The following is a 17286-nucleotide window of genomic DNA, read 5'->3' as shown; positions in this document are numbered from 1 at the left end:
CCAAACAACGACCAACCTCATTGATCGTTGTTTGCAAAAGGAGCAAAAGGAAATGGTAGAATTACGGGGAAAATTTATTTTTTTGACCTGTTCTCTCATGGGTTTGTACAAAACAAAACAAGAAGAAGCGGACCAGATTATAAAAGAAAAAACAGGGAAAGGATTCAAAGAACTAGATCCCGAAGGTTGGTATGATCTGGAAATCTACCGTGCCGTTGTGGAAAAATACAGAGAGGCCTCCATTTCCAAAGACCGCGCCTACACGACTCTGGGCCAGAAAATATATCCGACGATTCATGCAACGGTCGGCCTACCGAAGCATCTGTTGGAAAATCCGCTTGAGTTTCTAAAATTTGAAGCGGAGGGATACAAAGAGAATGTTCGCGGGGACGGGATCATTCCCAGAAAGTTCCTGAAAACAGTGGAAGGGGAAGTTATCATACAAGCAATCAATCCCGACATTATCGATAAAACCGTAGAAGGTGTCTTTATGGGGATTATGGATCTTTGCCAGGTCAAAAACTATAAAATTGAAAAGTTAGAGGATTCTACCTACCGAATCACCTGGTCAAAATAAATACTGTCTTTGAAAATTTATCCGATTGGGCAGCATTCAATCGGATAAAATGATTTTTTTTACCTTACTTGCCAAAGAGGAAGGAAACTCATTTTCAAGATTTTCCTTTTTCACCCACTTACAGTCCATTTCCTCTCGCATAGCAGATACTAACTGGTCAGATTCTTTTTCAGAAAGAACTTCCTTGTGTATCCAAAACTGAAATTTATGATGAGTGATCGTATGGGAAAAAGAACGGGGAAGTTTGATCAAAGATTTGCGATTTGCCAAATCCTGTATGAGTTCCGAAGACCGGTATTCTTCCGAAGGAAGTTTGCCTTCAAAGTAATAAGGCAAAACATACATACCTTTTAGAAAACGAGGTTTCTTTTCTTTGATAAGTAGAATTTCTTCTCCTTTCTCAAGCCAAATAAAATGACCGATCAAACTTAACTTTTTATCTTCTTTGGTTCGAAGAGGAATCCGATCCAAAAGATTTTCGGAAAGTCCCTTACAATCCGATTGCAAAGGACACAAAAGACATTTCGGATTTTCAGGAAGGCAAATCGTAGCACCGAGCTCCATCATTGCCTGGTTATGATCACCTGGAAAATCTTCATACAGAAAATTATCAGCTAACGATTGTAAATCTTTGTCCGCTCCTGCCCCCAATATATTTTTTTCATAGATAAAAAGTCGGGCGAGGACCCTTTTCACATTCCCATCCAAAACGGCATGTTTAAGATCGTAGGCAATGGAAAGGATGGCCCGCGCGGTGTACGGACCGATTCCCGGAACTTTTAAAACTTCATTCAGGTCTTTGGGAAAACTTCCATTGAAATTTTGTTCCACATAAATGGCTGCTTTTCTTAAATTGCGGGCCCGGGTATAGTATCCTAGTCCCTTCCAAGCACTCAAAACTTCTTCTTCCGAAGATCGGGCCAAATCCGCAACTGTCGGAAACCTGGACATAAAATTTTCATATAAAGGCAACATCGCTGCCACTCGGGTTTGTTGGAGCATGACCTCGGAAACCCAAATAGAATAGGCTTGTTTCTTTTTGCGAAAAGGCAGGTCTCTTTGGTTTAATAAAAACCAAGAACGGAGTTTTTCTTGCGGGGTCAAATTTCCGTGTCTTGGATCGTATAACGAAGATATGTATTACAAGTCGCTTCTTCAGTATAACGGACCAAATCATAATCCAATCGCGAGGATCGGAAAAACCGGGAATGCGTAAGCCTTTCCCGAATCTCTTGGCGGATATGGTCGCGGGCTTCCGTTCTTTTGGAGTAAAAGGCAGGAGAGAGAATTTCACTCTTATAGGACAAGCTGCCTTCTCTATAGATTGCCACTGTCACCTGGACTCTGTATTTCCTACGTAAACCTGTTTTTAATTCCGCGCTCATCTCTTTTCTTTTGGGGCTTAACCCCTAAGATGATTTTCGACCCTTACAGATTCGAAATTGAAGACAAAAATGAAAATTAGAACTACTTGCGCGAATTTTAATAAAGATTTTAATAGATCATGAGACAATAAGAAACGATGAATCCGAAGTACAACGAATCCCCTTTTTATTACAAACGAAGGACTACTCGGGAAGTAAAGGTGGGAGGAGTAGGAATCGGGGGAACAAACCCGATCCGAATCCAATCCATGATTACATCAAACACTCGTGATACGGAAGCCAGCATTTCCCAAATCGGCGCACTCGAAAAAGCAGGTTCCGAATTAGTTCGCCTAACAGTTCCAAGTCAAGCAGACGCTGACAATTTACCGGAAATCCGAAAAAGAATGAAAGAACTGGGACTTAAAGTTCCTCTTGTAGCGGACATCCATTTCACACCCCAAGTCGCCTTGAAGTGTGTGGAATGGGTAGAGAAAGTTCGTATCAATCCGGGCAATTTTGCTGACAAAAAAAAATTCGATATCATAGAATACACGGACAGAGAATACGAAGAAGAGTTGGAAAGGATCGAAGAAGTATTCACTCCTCTTGTACTACGCGCACGTGAATTGGGAGTCGCGATGCGGATCGGAACGAACCATGGTTCCCTATCGGACAGAATTATGAACCGTTTCGGAGACACTCCCCAAGGTATGGTGGAATCCGCTCTGGAATTCATCCGAATCGCAGAAAGAAATAACTACAAAGAAATAGTAGTCTCCATGAAAGCATCCAATCCGCAGGTCATGGTGTCCGCCTATCGGTTGCTTGTATCCCGATTTTACGAATTGGGAATGGACTACCCGCTCCACTTGGGTGTAACGGAAGCAGGTGACGGGAAAGATGGAAGGATCAAATCCGCCATAGGAATCGGATCTCTTCTGGAAGAAGGGCTGGGAGATACGATTCGTGTTTCTCTTACCGAAGAAGCGATCGAAGAAATTCCAGCAGCAAAGGAAATCGCAAAAAAATACAATTCGATTTGGGCAAAGGAACAAGAAGCCGTCTTCGAAAAAGAAAAATCAAAATCCTACTTCACCGAGTTCAGAGATCCTTATGAATATTCCCGATTTTATTCCAGAGAGACAAAGACAGGAGAATTGGAGTTAGGTGACAAACATCCAGTTCGGGTGGAGACTGAATTTTCCTTTACAGGACAGATTGTAGCGGAAGAAATCTTAAAACAAAATTTTTTAGGCAACAGATCTTCCAAATTCAACGAGATTGTATTCTTTCAGATTCGGGATGAGATGGCTCTCACAGCACTCTCCTCTTTGAAAAAGCTTGGAAAGATTCCCAATCCGGTATCTTTCCAACTTACGGAGGATCTGACATTTCAATACGAAGGACTTGTAGAAGAAATCTTTGCCTTGCAGAAATGGGTGGTAAATCCATTTCTATTTGATGATAGCCCTGGGAATGAATCCGATGTATTCGGCGAATTTTTGGATTTTATACGAAATTATGCCAAAGACGGGAGATCGGTTGAATTCCCGATCGAAGAAAAGGATTTTTCCAAAATTGATTTTTTAATAAAAGAGATCCGTAAAAGAAAAATCCAAAATGTATTTTTTTCAACCCCTCACTCCCAATTAACAACTGTTCGTAGATTTTCGTTTTTAGTGAAAGATTCCGATTTTCCGATTGCTCTCAGCAGCAAATACGACTCGAAAGAATCCGCACTTTACGACTCCTCCATTCACTTAGGAGGACTTCTTCTGGATGGAATCGGAGACCTGATTCGGATTCGCCTGGAAGAGCCGGATCCGAACGCACTCATAGAACTCACCTACGATATTTTACAGGCAACGAGGCTTCGGCTTACCAAAACGGAATATATTTCCTGTCCTTCCTGCGGAAGGACCATGTTTGACTTACAATCCACTACAGCAGTGATCAAGGCCAAAACCGGACATCTGAAAGGTGTCAAGATCGCAGTCATGGGCTGTATCGTGAATGGCCCTGGTGAGATGGCTGATGCTGACTTCGGTTATGTGGGCGCTGGTGTAGGCAAGGTACACTTGTACAGAGGGAAAGAAATAGTAATGAAAGGAGTCGCCGAAGCGGAAGCCGCGGACAAACTCATTGAACTCATCAAGTCCAATGGAATGTGGGTTGATCCGGAAAACTAATTCGAAGATTTTTTGTCTTCCAAAAGACTATAATCCAAAAGCCCGGGAAACTCTTTGGAAACTCCGTTTAACTTATGTTGGATGGTTTTGAATTCCGAAAAGTTTGCTAAAATAGTGGCGTCGATTGCTTTGAATGTAGCGGCAAGTGCTTTCAGTTTTTTCGCACGAACGGATTCTTCGCTTTCTTTCGGTCCAAGCTCAGGACCCGAATAATAGGTAATCGTATCCACTGTCTGGTTTTGTTCTTCATCATCCACAAGAGCGGAACCCTGCCCGCTTTTCGCCAATCGGTACTGATTCATAACTTGTTCGAGGCTTGTTTCGTTCCAATCCAAGATGATTGTTTGTTCCTTTTCCCTGAACCAGATATTCGTCAAAGAATATTGAAGAGGGAGTAATTTTTTAGGAGTAAAGACGATCTCAGCGTTTTCCTCGTTTTTTTCCGGTAAAAAATAAGGAGGAGCTCCTACTTCTTCGATCAATTGGTAGATAAACTCGGATTTGTTTTCATTTGCAAGAACCAAACGGGTGATTGGTGCCTGAAGATCGGCGCCGTCGGAAATAAATACTTTAAAATTGCTTCTATGGTCGTAATTGGGAAGTTGAAATACATTGAAAGGAACAAGCAGATTGAAAGGATTTTTTTCAGCTAATATAAAGAAGGTGAAAAATAAAAGCAGAGAGAACCAGGAAAAAAATAAAAACAAAAACCGATTGGTAGTGACTTCGATTCCTGTTCCCAGTCTGTAAAACTGTGAACCCCAAGCATATCCTTTCTCTTTTGCGATTTCAGAATATTCTTTAATCTTTGGATGAAGCATACTTATGAATTCCTTTAATGATACTACGTGCAATTTTTTTCTGATATGACTTGTCCTGGAGAATTTTACTCTCTCCCGGACTAGTCAAATACCCCATTTCTATCAATACCGCAGGCATTAGGCTTCCCCGCAAGACGGAAAAATCCGCCTTTTTCACTCCCCTGGAAGTAATCAATGTATCCATTCCCTTATCATAATCTGACTCAATGGATTCGGCAAGTTTTTTGGATCTCCTTTGAGTCACACTCGACAACATCTGAGATTGAATGGCTGCTACTGTCTTATGGACATGAGGGGCGATGAATTTATTTTCCAAAAGAGCGGTCTCTCTTGCCTGTTCCGTGCTGGGATTTTGGGAAAGGTAATAGATCTCAAATCCGTCTGCTTTTTCATTCAATGAAGCATTGCAATGAAGGGAAATAAAAATCGAATCCCTTGTATCTTTCAAAATCGTATTGGCAAGTTTGGAACGGTCTTCCAATTCCACAAAATGATCAGTTTTGCGGGTCATAAGAAGGCGAATCTCAGGATAGTATTTTCTAAGATAGAGATAAAGATACCGCGCAACGGCAAGACTTACGTTCTTTTCGAAATTGCCGTCGGAGTCGGATGTGCCGGGGTCTTTTCCGCCATGTCCGGCATCTATGATAATCGCTTTTACATTTATATTTCTTTTCGGAGTAGGTTCTTTTGGAATATCAATCAACAGTTCCTTCTCTATAAACTTATAACGCATGTCATATGATAGGAGATTCAAAAACACTGCTTCAACAATATCGATAGGAAAATAAAGATCTCCGTTTTTGATCAAAGGGGGTTTGGGAATTTTGTTAATTTTATTATCCAGAGTATAAAAACTGGAACCGATCCGAAAGGAAATTTTACCTTGAGGGGATTGGATATGACTGACCAAGGTGGATTCTTTGAAACTGAATTTGAGTTCGGGAAAAAGCGGGTTTAGATCAACCAAAGAAACAAAGCCGCCATTGCCGTATAACGGCAGCTTTACTGTTTCGGAAAATACGGAAGAGGAATCAAAAAGAATTAATAGAAAAAGACAAACAGCAATCAGTCTTTTTTGAAAAGGGAGATAATTCTTTTCCAAATCGATTTCTTCTTTTGCTGGGATTTTTTCGTATCATTGATATCAAACAAATTTCTCTTCACTTTCGGCTGGTGAGACTGTTTGTTATTTTGGTTTTGATGATGTTTCGGCTTGCCTTTCGGTTCTTGCCCTTGTTGTTTATGATCTCTTCTTTTTTGTCCTGAAAATTTTCCGGAATCCTTTCCTGCGGGTTTCTCCGTTCTTGCCGGATGGTCATGGTGTTCATGATGCGACATTTTTGCAGGAGGATGACTCGAATGATCCGGTTTTTTACGATCGCGATCTCTTCCGCCTCTACCTTGTTTGTCGCCGCGTCCGCCTTTGCGGTCTCTGTCATGCGGCCCGCCTTTTCTCTCTCCGGGAATCATTTCCTCAGGAAAAGCAGGTATAAATTCACCGACGGGAAATTCCAAATACGCCTCGTTGATTTCTCCCACGGGGAGTTTGGAATTCAGATACTTTTCGATCCGTTCCAATTCCGTATAATCCGTCTCGGAACAAAGCCCGATGGAACTACCCTTTCTCCCCGCACGCGCCGTTCTACCGATCCTGTGCACGTAATTTTCAGCATCTTGGGGAAGATCGTAATTATAAACAACATCTATGTTTTCAATATCGATACCTCGGGAAGCAACATCCGTTGCGATCAGGTATTTGTATTTTCCTGCTTTGAAATCACGAAGCAGACGAATTCTTTTTTTCTGATCCAACTCGGATGAGAGACCGGTAGCTGTGATTCCGTATTTGCGAAGACTGGATACGATCCTCGGGATATTCATCTTATAATTCGTGAATATAATCCCCAAACCTTCGTAAGACGAATTAAGAAGTGAATTCACAAGATAAGGAAGTTTTTCATCACGTCCCAGATGCAATAGGCTTTGATCGATTCTTTCCGTGATTACTTTTTCAGGATTGATATGAACTTCGATCGGATCTTCCAGATATTTGCTGGCAAGTCTTACTACTTCATAACTCAGAGTGGCGCTGAAAAGAAGACTTTGTTTTCTGTTTTTGCATTTATGAAAGATGTATTTCAGGTCTTGAACAAAACCCATATCGAACATTCTGTCCGCTTCGTCCAGGATCACAACTTTGACCGCATCCAAAGACAAACCGTGATTTTTGACAAAGTCAATGAGTCGTCCGGGTGTCGCAACAATGATGCATGCTTTGTTTCCGAGAGCTTCTTCCTGGGATCGGTAATCCGTTCCGCCGATGATCGTTGCCACACCGTAGTCTGTAAATTGCAAAAGTTTTTTTGCCTCTTCACCAATCTGAATGGTAAGCTCGCGGGTAGGAGCAAGCACAAGTGCATAAGGAAGTTTTTCTTCTTCTTCGGCGCTGAGTAACCTATGTAAGGTGGGGACCAAAAAGGCCATCGTTTTTCCGGTTCCGGTCTGAGCAAGACCGGTCACATCCTTGCCTTCCATTGCAAATGGAATCGACTTTTCTTGGATGGGTGTTAGGTCAATGTAACCGATTTTTTCTAAGGCTTTGTGAAGGAGTTCGTGTAAGGGGAGTTCGGTAAATTTCATAGATTATTTTTTAATTGCGGCAACTTGAATCGTGTCGCCATAGCAGAATCGGTCTGAGTAGAATTTATACCCCAAAACAGGAAGTCTTCCTAGAAGACCTAGATCTCGGCTGGGGTGGTACGACATGGGTCTAGCATATTTCACCGTGAACCCGAGGCTTGACAAGAGTTTTTTCAAAGAGCGCAAATCATAGTCAAAAAAGTGATCTCCGGGGTGGGTACGAAACCATTCCTCTGGATTGGTCTGAAAACTAGGTCCGAAAAAGGAAGGAACCGCAAGGAAAATTACCCCACCGGATTTGGTCCAATGCCCCAACCTTTCCCAAACTGATTCCACATCCGAAATATGCTCCAAAACAAAAAAGGCGGCAATCACATCCAAACTGTTTTTAAAATTTTCCCGTGGAATATCCAAAACCGATTTTTTTTCCACATCCAAACCAAGTGTAACTTTAGAATATTCAACTTCTCTTTCGGAGAGTTCCAAACCTTGCACGGAGAATCCCGTCTTTCTCGCTTCGTCCAAAAAAAAACCGGCGGCAGAACCTATTTCCAAAAGTTTTTTCCCTGCCTGTTTATTTTCAAAAAAAGAGCGCAAAACTTCGATTCGGCGAACTGCGAGGCCCCTCAAATTGGCTTCGTCCTCATAATATGTTTTTTTATACTGGGCCTGGTATTCTTCCATAAAATAGGAATCACCATATTCTCTATAACTTGCTTTTTTGAATTTTAATATTCCTGTGTTCGAACAAACATCGTAATACTCGGGAAATTTTTTGTAAGGTATAAAGGAAAACAAACTCAAAAGAAAGTCCGCTTCTTTGATTCCAGAGCTTTCTCGTAACCTGCGCGAGCGGCTCTTTTATTTTCATAAGCTTCCGTCAAACCGGGATTGAGATCGATTGCCATTTGAAATTCCTGAAGAGCTCTTTTGAACTCGCCGTTTTTAAAATAACATACACCCAAATAATTATGGGCTTTGGCTGCAACGGAGGGAGACACATCGGAACGAACAACGGTTGTTAGCTCGTCTACCGCTTTTTCCCGATCCATAAGGGAACCGGAATCAATCAGAATCTTGGAAAGAACGAGCCTCGATTCCATATCTTCCGGATCTATATGGGAAGCGCGAAACGCTTCCTCTTTTGCTTTTCTGGATTGGCTTCCATTTCCGCCCTCAGCATAGGTGAGGGCCAGTTTTCTATGAGCGAGTTTGATTTCTTTCGGATCTTTGGAATGTTCCAAAACATAAACAAGGCTTTTTTCCGCAGAAGGATAACTTCTGGTTTGGATGTATGCGTCCGCAAGTTTGATCCTTGCTTCATGAAGATCTTTTTTTTCGGAAAGAACTTCCTCATACTCAGCGATAGCTTCGTTATAGTATTTTTGCTCCAGATAATAGTCCGCGATCGCCAAACGGGAAGGCAGGTGATTTGGCTCAAGAGCACTCGCTTTTCGGAGTTCCTCGATCGCTTTGGTAGGCATACCCGCATGCAAATAGGCAATCCCCAGATTGTAACGTGCCGATTGATTTTTGGGGTTGAGTGCAATGGCACCTTCGAAAGATTGAATGGATTCCGTAAACCTTTCCATTTCGTCCAGAATGATTCCCAAATTCACATAAGCCGTCTCCGAATAACTGTCGCCAGGTGTCATTCGGATGATTCTGCGGAATAAATTTTCCGCCTCAACCAACTCGCCTTTCTTATAATAGAGTTCGGAGAGGGCAAATAAGGAATCCACATCGTTCGGCTTGAGTAAAATCGCTTTCTTTAAAGCTTGGATGGCAAGAGAAGACTGTCCCATGGAAGTGAATGCTTCCGCAATATAGCGGTAAATTTCAGGTTCGTTGGAATTTGCATCCAATGCTTTTTGAAAGAACTTTGCCGCCTCTTCCGGATTTTTTCTCTTTAGAAAAATCAAACCCAGATTGTAATGATTTTTTGCGTCCGCCGGACGAAGTCTTGCCGCTTCTCTGAAATAATATTCCGCCCGGTCATAGTCTTCTCTGGAATAAAAAATAGATCCCAAATGTCCGTAGGAAAGTGCGGCCACATTCGAGCTCGGGGAAGCGAGCGCAGCCTTTTGAAACTCTTCAATCGCTTCGGGTAATTTTCCCTGTTTATAATAACTGATGGCAAGATTATAAGAAAGAACCGGATCATTCGGTGCCAAAGATTGCCCTTCTTTATAAGCATCGATGGCAGCCTTCGGATCGCCTATCTCCTGATAAAGATTTCCAGTGAGCAACGCTACCCGTGCATCGTTCGGAGCGATTTCTTTAGCTTTGGCTGCGGCCTTTCTTGCTTCTTCGAATTTGCCGGAATGTTTGAATGCCAAGGCAAGGTTGTAGTATGCAAAATAATTTTTAGGATCGTATTGAATTGCTTTTTCCAATCTTTCGATGGAGCTGATGTAACGCCCCGCTTCGTCAAACATCACACCGAGAACGGTGAGTGCTACCGACTTGTCTTCGTCTTTGCCGGGAGTATTTAAAAATTCCTCGCAAACACGAAACGCCTTGTTCACATAACGGTCATGATACGAATTAAGGCAATTGGCAAGATCGGAGTTGATGGAATCTTTAGGAAGGTAGGACTTGTCCAAAAGAAGTTCCAAAGATTTTTTGTCCTGGGGAAGTCCACGAAGAGACTTGGCAAGTTCCTCTGGATCGGTTTTTTTATAATAATAAAAATAATAAACAGCAGAAGTCGCAGCTACAGCTAACAGTAAAATGATGGTAAGCCAGAAGAAAAAAGACAGAACCGGTTGCTTTGTTTCCGTATTGGAACCGTAAGTAGACTCATCCTTACGAGAATCTCTTCCCAGATCCCTTAAATACGGATCTTCCTTGTAGTAACTGGGTTGGGAAGAATTCCTGTCCTCTTCCATTCGGAATCTGTTCTTCTGGATCGGGTCCATCTGCCTCTAGTTTTCCTACCCTGGATTTTTCGCCAAGATCTCTTTTTTGTAAAAAGCGTCTAACAAACCATTGATGAAATTCGCTGATTCGTCCGTTTCGAATTCTTTTGTCAACTCGACTGCCTCATTGATCACAACCGGCGCCGCAAGGAATGGTTCCTTTTTTAGACTCAAAATGGAAAGACGGAGGATACAGCGGTTCACAACGGAAATCCGCGATAATTCCCAATTTTCGGAATATTTCTTAATTAGAGTATCGATCTCTTCCCGGTTTTCCACCACTCCTTTCACAAGAAAGATAGCGTAGTCCTTTTCTTCTTTGGAGGTTTTTTTGTCGTACCAGTCGAACTTCATCGCTTTGGAAGGTTCGACTCCGACCAGGTCAATTTGATAAAGGCACATCAGTGCCAAAGAACGTCCTGTATGGCGGGAACTCATCCTAACTCACGAAACAAGTTTGCCATCTCGATCGCAGTGGTTGCTGCTTCGTAGCCTTTGTTTCCTGCTTTGGTTCCGGCTCTTTCTACCGCTTGTTCGATGGTTTCCGTTGTCAAAACTCCAAAGATTACCGGAATCTGAGCGCCGATAGCGAGGTTTCCCACCTTGGCGGCTTCTCCCGCAACCAGATCATAATGCGAGGTAGCTCCCCGAATCACAGCACCGAGGCAAGTGATTGCTGAAAAAGAAAACTTTTTGGATTGGATTACTTTAGAAACAGTAGCGGGAAGTTCATAAGCGCCCGGAACATAAATCACTGTTACATCCGATTCGGCGATTCCATGTTGGCGATAAGCATCCAAAGCCCCTTTCAAAAGACTTTCGGTAATAAATTCATTGAATTTGGAAACAATCACACAATGTTTTTGACCGCTCCCAATACGATTTCCTTCAATTCGAATATGTGTCATGTAATTCCAAGGTAACAGAGGGGTTTTATTTCGCAAGACGAATGACAAGTGTGATCTTGCCTTCCGGATTTTCTACCACTTCAAATCCGTCTTTTTCCAAGGCTTTTTTCGCCCGATACAAAGCCAGATTGACTACATTCTCTTGGGAAATGGATTGTTCCTTTCTTTTCAACATAAAAGAACCTCTGTATGTTTGAAGATCGGCTGGATAACATGGCATTCTTAAATCTCATTCGCTTTACAAACTGGAAATGATCCCGAGTTATGTCCTATAGGCATGAAAAAGAAACAGACTCAGGCAAAGAAGAAAGCCAAAGCACCTAAAAAGAGAAAACAGATTGTTTATTCCGAAAAAGACTTTGAAGTAAAACCTTCCTCGGTTCCGGGAATCGGAATGGGGCTATTCACAAAACAGACATTATACAAAGGCGATACTGTAGGTTATTACCAAGGAAAAATAATAACGGACGATGATGCGGAATCTCCAAAATATGTGGATTCCAAATATCTGTTATGGATTTGCAAAGATTGGTGGATTTACGGAGAAGGAAAACTTTCCAATTACACCCGATTTATCAATCACTCGGGCAAACCGAATGCAGAGCTAGTAACTTCCGTTCGCTGGAAGACTGCAAGATTCAAAGTGTTAAAGACAATCCCCGAAGGCAAAGAGATCTTTTTTAATTATGGAAAGGATTATTGGGATAATGTCGACTTCAAACCGAAATAACGGATCGATTTAAACATCCGTTTTCAAGAAAGCTCAACTTGGCCACCGGGCCAGGTAAGAGCATAAGCATGCACTCAAACCAATTCCCGGCAGTACCTACCAAACGGGCTCCCTGACAATCTAGAGAAGATTGCTGTGATGTGGAGCTAGTTTGGTATAAGAAGGTTTGGAATCAAACTTTTCCAACTCTTCCGCATAACGGATGATAGAATCACCCAAACGAAATGGTCCTTCTGGTTTTTCCATGTGAGTCCACGCACAAAGCACGAAGTTCACTCCGAAAAATAAGAGGGAAAGAAACAAAGGAAGTCGAATCGAAAGTGCCATAAAGTTCCTCCCAACAAACCCAGTTTGAAAAACCCAGTTTCCTTGGCAAGTCAAGTAGAATGGTTCTAAGCAGTTTGCAAAAGAATTTGCTACCAAGTCCTATCCGAAAATATTCCTATTCCCCGTGAGCGCCCTAGCATTTTTTCCTTTCCAATTCCTCTCTTTTGTAAAACGACCCGGCCTTCCCTAAGGCGACAAAGCTCGCTTCGCTGGTCGATCCGGTGGAGCAGGGATTGTTTTTATAAAACAAGATTTGTTTTGTCCAATATATTGGATATTTTGCCCAATAATATAGTTTTTGCGAGGCTCGCCGCATTGAAAATAGAATACGATTGTCCACCGGATGTATTTCCTGTAAGAGAAGATACAAATCCTCCTACAGCTCCCGCAGCAGATTCTACCAGGCTGATTGTTTTATAAATAACAGGATCTGTCTGGACAAGTCCTATCCCCGCAGCTACACCGCCTAACGAGAAACTTCCCATAGTGGAAACTTTATCCGACACAGATATTTTTGACACTTCCGACAGACTTCGGTCCTTGGAGAAAAATTCTCCGAGTCCCATACTTGTATTTTGAGTGATGACAGCTTGTTTCTGAATAGGCTCGTTGAATATAAATTCTTTTGTAGTAAGTCTTGTTAGACTATCGTCATAACTACTCAACACAGATTCCGTTCCTGTGGAAAAGTCGATCACGGAAGACTTGGTTGCTTTTAGCTCTGCCTTGAGGGTGGCTATGTCCGATTTTGATTCTATGGATTGTGCATCCCTTCGCAGTTCTCCCCATTTTATGAGTCCGTCTCGTCTTTCTGTCAAGCGTTCGATGTTCCACGCTCGTCCCCGCGTAACCTCCGTGTTACGACGGGTCCGCTCCGGCATCCCTGCCTCCGCCACCGCGAGAAACATCTCTCTTGCTTTTAAGAGAGGAGAGACTTTATCTATCTTTTGTTGGGCGCCTCGCATCTTTGTGAATCTTTGTTCAGATGGGTTTTCTGTTTGCATGGGGGACCTACGATTTGGTCAGCTAAGCCGCATTAAAGCGAGAAGTCAAAAAATTATGGAATGGCGGCGATCATTTTTTATTGCAGTTTTTTCGTTTTTTAGAAAAAAATTTCCCTTTTTGGAGGGGATGGATTTGGCAAAAAGGGTTTTTCAAGTGAGTGAGATGTTTCCCTTCGGTGGGTTAAAGCCCATCTCAAAGATTGACGTGAGTTTCCAAAAGTCAGTTGGTTGAAGATTTATGTAACAACTAGTTGGACTTGCAAGCAAGTCAGAGAATCTGGGCTACCGCATTCGCTTACCGCCCAGTTCACCATTCTCGCTCCCTATGGGTCGCTGCGAATGGCCACGGATGGCCGAAGCTTTTTCGTCGGAACAGGATGTTCCGCGTTTCCTAAGAAATCGAAATGTTTTCATTTGCTCTACCAATCGGAAATTGAGACTAACCGTTCGTCTTGTCAATATTTTTCCGGATAGTGTTCTAACTGAAAACCGATTCTAAATTTTGACGGAGGATCTTTTTTGTAAAGTTTTCCTGCGCCAGGGATCGAAAGAGAGCCGAAGGCGTCCGAAGGACCGGAGCCGATAGGCGTAGTCTCTGAAGAGCCCGGTCGGGGCAATGATTGATCCCGGATTCACATAACAGATCCGAGGCGCCCAAAAGGAAAGGTTTCCAGAGGAATACATCCGAATTTTCGAAGCTTTTCTTGCTTTTTGATTAGAAATAAATTGCAAAAATAACAACAGTCTCCCAACCTCTTACCATCGCTATGAAAGATAAACATACAATCAAAACAAAATCGGATGTCATCTTAATCGGTGCTGGGATCATGAGCGCTACCTTAGGAGTTCTACTAAAAGAACTCGACCCTGGCTTGACCATCACCGTACTCGAAAGGTTAGATGCCGCAGCAAGAGAAAGTTCCAATGCATGGAATAATGCGGGAACGGGACATTCCGCATTTTGCGAATTGAATTATACAACGGAAGAGCCGGACGGTTCCATCAATGTGAAAAAAGCGTTGAACATCGCTTCTTCTTACGAAGTTTCCAAAGAATTTTGGGCATATCTTGTAAAAGAAAAAAAAGTTTTATCTCCGGAGAGTTTCATTCACCATGTTCCCCACTTTAGCTTTGTTTGGGGGGAAGAAAACGTTTCCTTTTTAAAGAAACGATACGAAGCACTCGCAAAAGAGCCGTTATTCGAAGGATTGGAGTATTCGGAAGATCGAAACGAATTGGCGACTTGGATGCCTCTCGTAATGAAAAACAGAGATCCGAATGTGCAGGTTGCAGGCACAAAGATGGATTTGGGGACGGATGTAGACTTTGGAACTTTAACAAAGGGAATATTCAATTATCTGGCAAGTTTGGAAGGGGTTCATGTTCAATACTATGAAAACGTAAAAGACCTGGAAAGAGAAAAGGACGGACTTTGGAACCTAACATCTACCAATTTGTTAACCCATGAAAAAGAACACCACGAAGCAAACTTCGTATTCATCGGTGCGGGCGGGGGCTCTCTTCCTTTGCTTGAAAAATCGGATATCCCGGAAGCTGCCGGCTTCGGGGGATTTCCCGTCAGCGGCCAATGGTTAAGATGTAAAAACAGAGATGTCATCGAAACACATTTTGCAAAAGTTTACGGCAAAGCTTCCGTCGGTTCCCCTCCTATGTCCGTTCCTCATTTGGACACAAGAATCATCGGCGGCAAAAAAGAGCTGTTATTCGGTCCTTATGCAGGTTTCAGTACCAAGTTTTTAAAGAAAGGATCTTATCTGGATCTGGTGAAATCGTTGGAGTTTGATAATATTTTTCCGATGTTGTCTGCGGGAATGCACAACCTTCCTTTGACAAAGTATTTGATTTCACAAGCGATGCAATCCCACGAAGACCGCATTCATGCATTGAAAGAATATTTCCCGGATGTAAAATCGGAAGATTGGGAACTGGTAGTTGCAGGACAAAGAGTACAGATCATCAAAGAAGACAAGGAAGAAGGCGGTGTTTTGGAATTCGGAACGGAAGTGGTATCGGCATCTGATGGAAGTTTGGCGGCACTCCTTGGAGCATCACCCGGTGCTTCTACTTCGGTTTCCATTATGCTTGAAGTTCTTTCCGATTGTTTCGTAGAAAAAATGAAATCTAAAGAATGGATTTCCAAACTGAAAGAAATGATTCCGAGTTATGGTGAGTCTTTTTTACATAATGAAGAATTGTGTAAAACCAGCAGAAGGAATTCCCATGAAATCCTGAGTCTTTCCGGATCGGGAAAAGAAGTGTCCAACCAAGCTTAAACCGTAAAAAATGATTCCTACACCCTACATTGTAATCGTGAAAGGAGTCCGGTGTAGGGTGATATTTCCCTCTTGTAAAAAACCGAAAAAAGACCCGATCTGATTTTAGAAATTTATTTCGTCAGATAGACGATGACAGAAAGTAAAAAATTACTTATCTTAGTTTGTTTCATTCTTCTCTTCACCACTTGCCAAAAATTGGAATTTGATAATGCGCAGGATTTTGGAAATAAATCCTATTTTGCAACGGAAGAGCTAAAATGTCTATTGGGTCAAAGCTCCATCCTATGCCCGAAATCGTCTCTGGTTCCCACACCGGAAGCGCCTGCCATACAAGCAGGCAACACTCAAAATACTTTGTCGTGGAAGGAAGTAACAGGCGCCACTTCCTATGCACTTTATTACGGAACTTCCACGGGCGTATCAAAAACAAACAGCACTCGGATTGCAAACATTACTTCTCCTTATACTCATTCGGACATCACAAACAATACTTCTTATTATTATATTCTAACCGCGGTAAATACAAGCGGAGAAAGTAACGCCTCACTCGAAGCTACCGCTACTCCGGTTTGTAGTCCATGTAAAATGTTCTTAACCGCTGCAACTTATACTGCCGCTTTGTCGGGGATTTCCGGAGCAGATTCGAAATGCCAGACGGACACAAATAAACCGACAACTCCTTCCGCAGCAATCTATAAGAGCTTAATCGTTGATGCAACCAATCGGATTGCCTGTACTTCCTCCAATTGTGCTACATCCGGTCTCGCAGAGCATAAGGATTGGGTATTAAAACCTAACACAACTTATATTCGTGCTGCAGATTCCGTTACAATCGGAGCTGCAGACAGTTTGGGACTCTTGGTTCAGACCACAGATATCAGCTCTACCGGTACTCTCACCGTTTGGACCGGACTATCTACGGGCGGAGATTGGCTGCAACACGGGACAGGAAGTTGCTCTCTTTGGACAGGAACGGGAGGGGCCGGCCAGGCATCCAGCACCAATATAAAATCCAACGGCGGAGGCAGTTGCGGCAGTTTCAATGTGCTTGCTTGTGTGGAGCAATAAAAACCATAGAACACTTTATTAGCACCACCCGCACTGCTTCTAATTGCCAAATACACCGCAAAGAAGGGATAGAGTCTTTTCTAGAATCTTAGGTAATACGCAAAACGTCCTCTTGGCGCCTCGAATTGACACGATCATGTGCGTTTCATTGTAAAAGTCGAGCGGGCTACTGCGGGCTCCGCTAACGCTCCGGTCGCAATGCGACCAAGCCCTCCGTATCCCTGGCGCGCGAAAAAATTGAGGCAGGGATAACAGTAATCAAAAAGGCGAATGTATTTGAATAAAATTGTTTAGATCACGGACATCGCTTTACAGGGGAAAGGTGATGTGATAATTGGAACTCAATGGGTGGCGGGTGGATAACCATCCCGTTACCCATAAAGTTCTTGTACGTGGTATAGCATTTAGTGATCTGTTGTTATGGAAAACGAGCA

At 42.7% G+C, this 17286-nt stretch carries 17 protein-coding genes; 5 read left to right on the top strand and 12 right to left on the bottom strand.

The window, feature by feature from the left end:
* Positions 1–52 precede the first annotated feature (52 nt).
* On the top strand, positions 53–577 hold the full coding sequence (locus EHS11_RS04900) for a hypothetical protein (RefSeq protein ID WP_135763300.1): 525 nt from the start codon (positions 53–55) through the stop codon (positions 575–577).
* A gap of 36 nt (positions 578–613) precedes the next feature.
* On the opposite strand, the gene mutY is transcribed toward EHS11_RS04900, so the two are convergent.
* Both mutY and EHS11_RS04890 read right to left on the bottom strand, forming a co-directional pair.
* Positions 614–1681 (bottom strand): A/G-specific adenine glycosylase, encoded by a 1068-nt coding sequence (gene mutY, locus EHS11_RS04895; RefSeq protein WP_135763299.1) that lies wholly within the window; start codon positions 1679–1681, stop codon positions 614–616.
* Positions 1678–1962 carry a hypothetical protein gene (locus EHS11_RS04890; protein WP_135763298.1) on the bottom strand — a complete coding sequence of 95 codons (285 nt, stop codon included), beginning with the start codon at positions 1960–1962 and terminating at the stop codon, positions 1678–1680. The genes mutY and EHS11_RS04890 overlap by 4 nt, the downstream gene beginning before the upstream one ends.
* A gap of 137 nt (positions 1963–2099) precedes the next feature.
* Here EHS11_RS04890 and ispG point away from each other — a divergent pair, with 137 nt between their 5' ends.
* Entirely contained in the window at positions 2100–4133 is a 2034-nt protein-coding gene (ispG, locus tag EHS11_RS04885) for a (E)-4-hydroxy-3-methylbut-2-enyl-diphosphate synthase (RefSeq protein WP_135763297.1), read from the top strand.
* Here the strand turns inward: ispG and EHS11_RS04880 are convergent.
* The 8 genes from EHS11_RS04880 to EHS11_RS04845 are packed head-to-tail and all read right to left on the bottom strand — an operon-like array spanning position 4130 to position 11601.
* Positions 4130–4954 (bottom strand): LIC_10740 family protein, encoded by an 825-nt coding sequence (locus EHS11_RS04880; RefSeq protein ID WP_135763296.1) that lies wholly within the window; start codon positions 4952–4954, stop codon positions 4130–4132. The genes ispG and EHS11_RS04880 overlap by 4 nt on opposite strands.
* A complete protein-coding gene (locus tag EHS11_RS04875) occupies positions 4935–6059 on the bottom strand; it encodes an N-acetylmuramoyl-L-alanine amidase (RefSeq protein WP_246047603.1) in 1125 nt (374 codons plus the stop codon). The genes EHS11_RS04880 and EHS11_RS04875 overlap by 20 nt, the downstream gene beginning before the upstream one ends.
* Complete coding sequence (locus tag EHS11_RS04870) at positions 6023–7597, bottom strand: DEAD/DEAH box helicase (protein ID WP_135763295.1); 1575 nt, start codon at positions 7595–7597, stop codon at positions 6023–6025. The genes EHS11_RS04875 and EHS11_RS04870 overlap by 37 nt, the downstream gene beginning before the upstream one ends.
* 3 nt (positions 7598–7600) lie before the next feature.
* Positions 7601–8401: a class I SAM-dependent methyltransferase gene (locus tag EHS11_RS04865; RefSeq protein WP_135763294.1), complete on the bottom strand. Its 801-nt coding sequence runs from the start codon at positions 8399–8401 to the stop codon at positions 7601–7603.
* Entirely contained in the window at positions 8398–10518 is a 2121-nt protein-coding gene (locus EHS11_RS04860; RefSeq protein ID WP_135763293.1) for a tetratricopeptide repeat protein, read from the bottom strand. Before EHS11_RS04860 ends, EHS11_RS04865 begins: the two co-directional genes overlap by 4 nt.
* A 15-nt stretch (positions 10519–10533) precedes the next feature.
* The gene (gene nusB, locus EHS11_RS04855) at positions 10534–10956 is read right to left on the bottom strand and encodes a transcription antitermination factor NusB (RefSeq protein ID WP_135763292.1); all 423 of its coding nucleotides are present in this window, start codon (positions 10954–10956) and stop codon (positions 10534–10536) included.
* Positions 10953–11426, bottom strand: a complete 474-nt coding sequence (ribH, locus tag EHS11_RS04850; protein ID WP_135763291.1) for a 6,7-dimethyl-8-ribityllumazine synthase — start codon at positions 11424–11426, stop codon at positions 10953–10955. Before ribH ends, nusB begins: the two co-directional genes overlap by 4 nt.
* A gap of 25 nt (positions 11427–11451) precedes the next feature.
* Entirely contained in the window at positions 11452–11601 is a 150-nt protein-coding gene (locus tag EHS11_RS04845; RefSeq protein ID WP_167884354.1) for a hypothetical protein, read from the bottom strand.
* Positions 11602–11703: 102 nt separating this feature from the next.
* On the opposite strand from EHS11_RS04845, the gene EHS11_RS04840 reads away from it, so the two are divergent.
* A complete protein-coding gene (locus tag EHS11_RS04840) occupies positions 11704–12156 on the top strand; it encodes an SET domain-containing protein (protein WP_135763289.1) in 453 nt (150 codons plus the stop codon).
* Positions 12157–12276: 120 nt separating this feature from the next.
* Here EHS11_RS04840 and EHS11_RS04835 read toward each other — a convergent pair whose 3' ends face one another.
* Both EHS11_RS04835 and EHS11_RS04830 read right to left on the bottom strand, forming a co-directional pair.
* Entirely contained in the window at positions 12277–12483 is a 207-nt protein-coding gene (locus EHS11_RS04835; RefSeq protein WP_135763288.1) for a hypothetical protein, read from the bottom strand.
* Positions 12484–12722: 239 nt separating this feature from the next.
* A complete protein-coding gene (locus tag EHS11_RS04830; RefSeq protein WP_135763287.1) occupies positions 12723–13487 on the bottom strand; it encodes a hypothetical protein in 765 nt (254 codons plus the stop codon).
* 767 nt (positions 13488–14254) lie between these two features.
* On the opposite strand from EHS11_RS04830, the gene EHS11_RS04825 reads away from it, so the two are divergent.
* Entirely contained in the window at positions 14255–15781 is a 1527-nt protein-coding gene (locus EHS11_RS04825) for a malate:quinone oxidoreductase (protein ID WP_135763286.1), read from the top strand.
* Between the two features lie 132 nt (positions 15782–15913).
* Positions 15914–16852 carry a DUF1554 domain-containing protein gene (locus EHS11_RS04820; RefSeq protein ID WP_135763285.1) on the top strand — a complete coding sequence of 313 codons (939 nt, stop codon included), beginning with the start codon at positions 15914–15916 and terminating at the stop codon, positions 16850–16852.
* The last annotated feature ends 434 nt before the right edge of the window (positions 16853–17286 follow it).

The organism is Leptospira ilyithenensis (assembly GCF_004771005.1).
GTDB lineage: Bacteria > Spirochaetota > Leptospiria > Leptospirales > Leptospiraceae > Leptospira_A > Leptospira_A ilyithenensis.
Note: the sequence above shows the minus strand (reverse complement) of the source record. Positions and strands in the feature narration are given on the sequence as shown.

Bases quoted from the DNA above. Each gene is read 5' to 3' on its own strand.
- EHS11_RS04880 (WP_135763296.1), bottom strand. From the start codon at position 4,954: ATGCTTCATCCAAAGATTAAAGAATATTCTGAAATCGCAAAAGAGAAA.
- EHS11_RS04840 (WP_135763289.1), top strand. From the start codon at position 11,704: ATGAAAAAGAAACAGACTCAGGCAAAGAAGAAAGCCAAAGCACCTAAA.
- EHS11_RS04835 (WP_135763288.1), bottom strand. From the start codon at position 12,483: ATGGCACTTTCGATTCGACTTCCTTTGTTTCTTTCCCTCTTATTTTTC.
- EHS11_RS04845 (WP_167884354.1), bottom strand. From the start codon at position 11,601: ATGTTGAAAAGAAAGGAACAATCCATTTCCCAAGAGAATGTAGTCAAT.
- ribH (WP_135763291.1), bottom strand. From the start codon at position 11,426: ATGACACATATTCGAATTGAAGGAAATCGTATTGGGAGCGGTCAAAAA.
- EHS11_RS04860 (WP_135763293.1), bottom strand. From the start codon at position 10,518: ATGGACCCGATCCAGAAGAACAGATTCCGAATGGAAGAGGACAGGAAT.
- EHS11_RS04825 (WP_135763286.1), top strand. From the start codon at position 14,255: ATGAAAGATAAACATACAATCAAAACAAAATCGGATGTCATCTTAATC.
- EHS11_RS04890 (WP_135763298.1), bottom strand. From the start codon at position 1,962: ATGAGCGCGGAATTAAAAACAGGTTTACGTAGGAAATACAGAGTCCAG.
- EHS11_RS04870 (WP_135763295.1), bottom strand. From the start codon at position 7,597: ATGAAATTTACCGAACTCCCCTTACACGAACTCCTTCACAAAGCCTTA.
- EHS11_RS04830 (WP_135763287.1), bottom strand. From the start codon at position 13,487: ATGCAAACAGAAAACCCATCTGAACAAAGATTCACAAAGATGCGAGGC.
- nusB (WP_135763292.1), bottom strand. From the start codon at position 10,956: ATGAGTTCCCGCCATACAGGACGTTCTTTGGCACTGATGTGCCTTTAT.
- ispG (WP_135763297.1), top strand. From the start codon at position 2,100: ATGAATCCGAAGTACAACGAATCCCCTTTTTATTACAAACGAAGGACT.
- EHS11_RS04900 (WP_135763300.1), top strand. From the start codon at position 53: ATGGTAGAATTACGGGGAAAATTTATTTTTTTGACCTGTTCTCTCATG.
- EHS11_RS04820 (WP_135763285.1), top strand. From the start codon at position 15,914: ATGACAGAAAGTAAAAAATTACTTATCTTAGTTTGTTTCATTCTTCTC.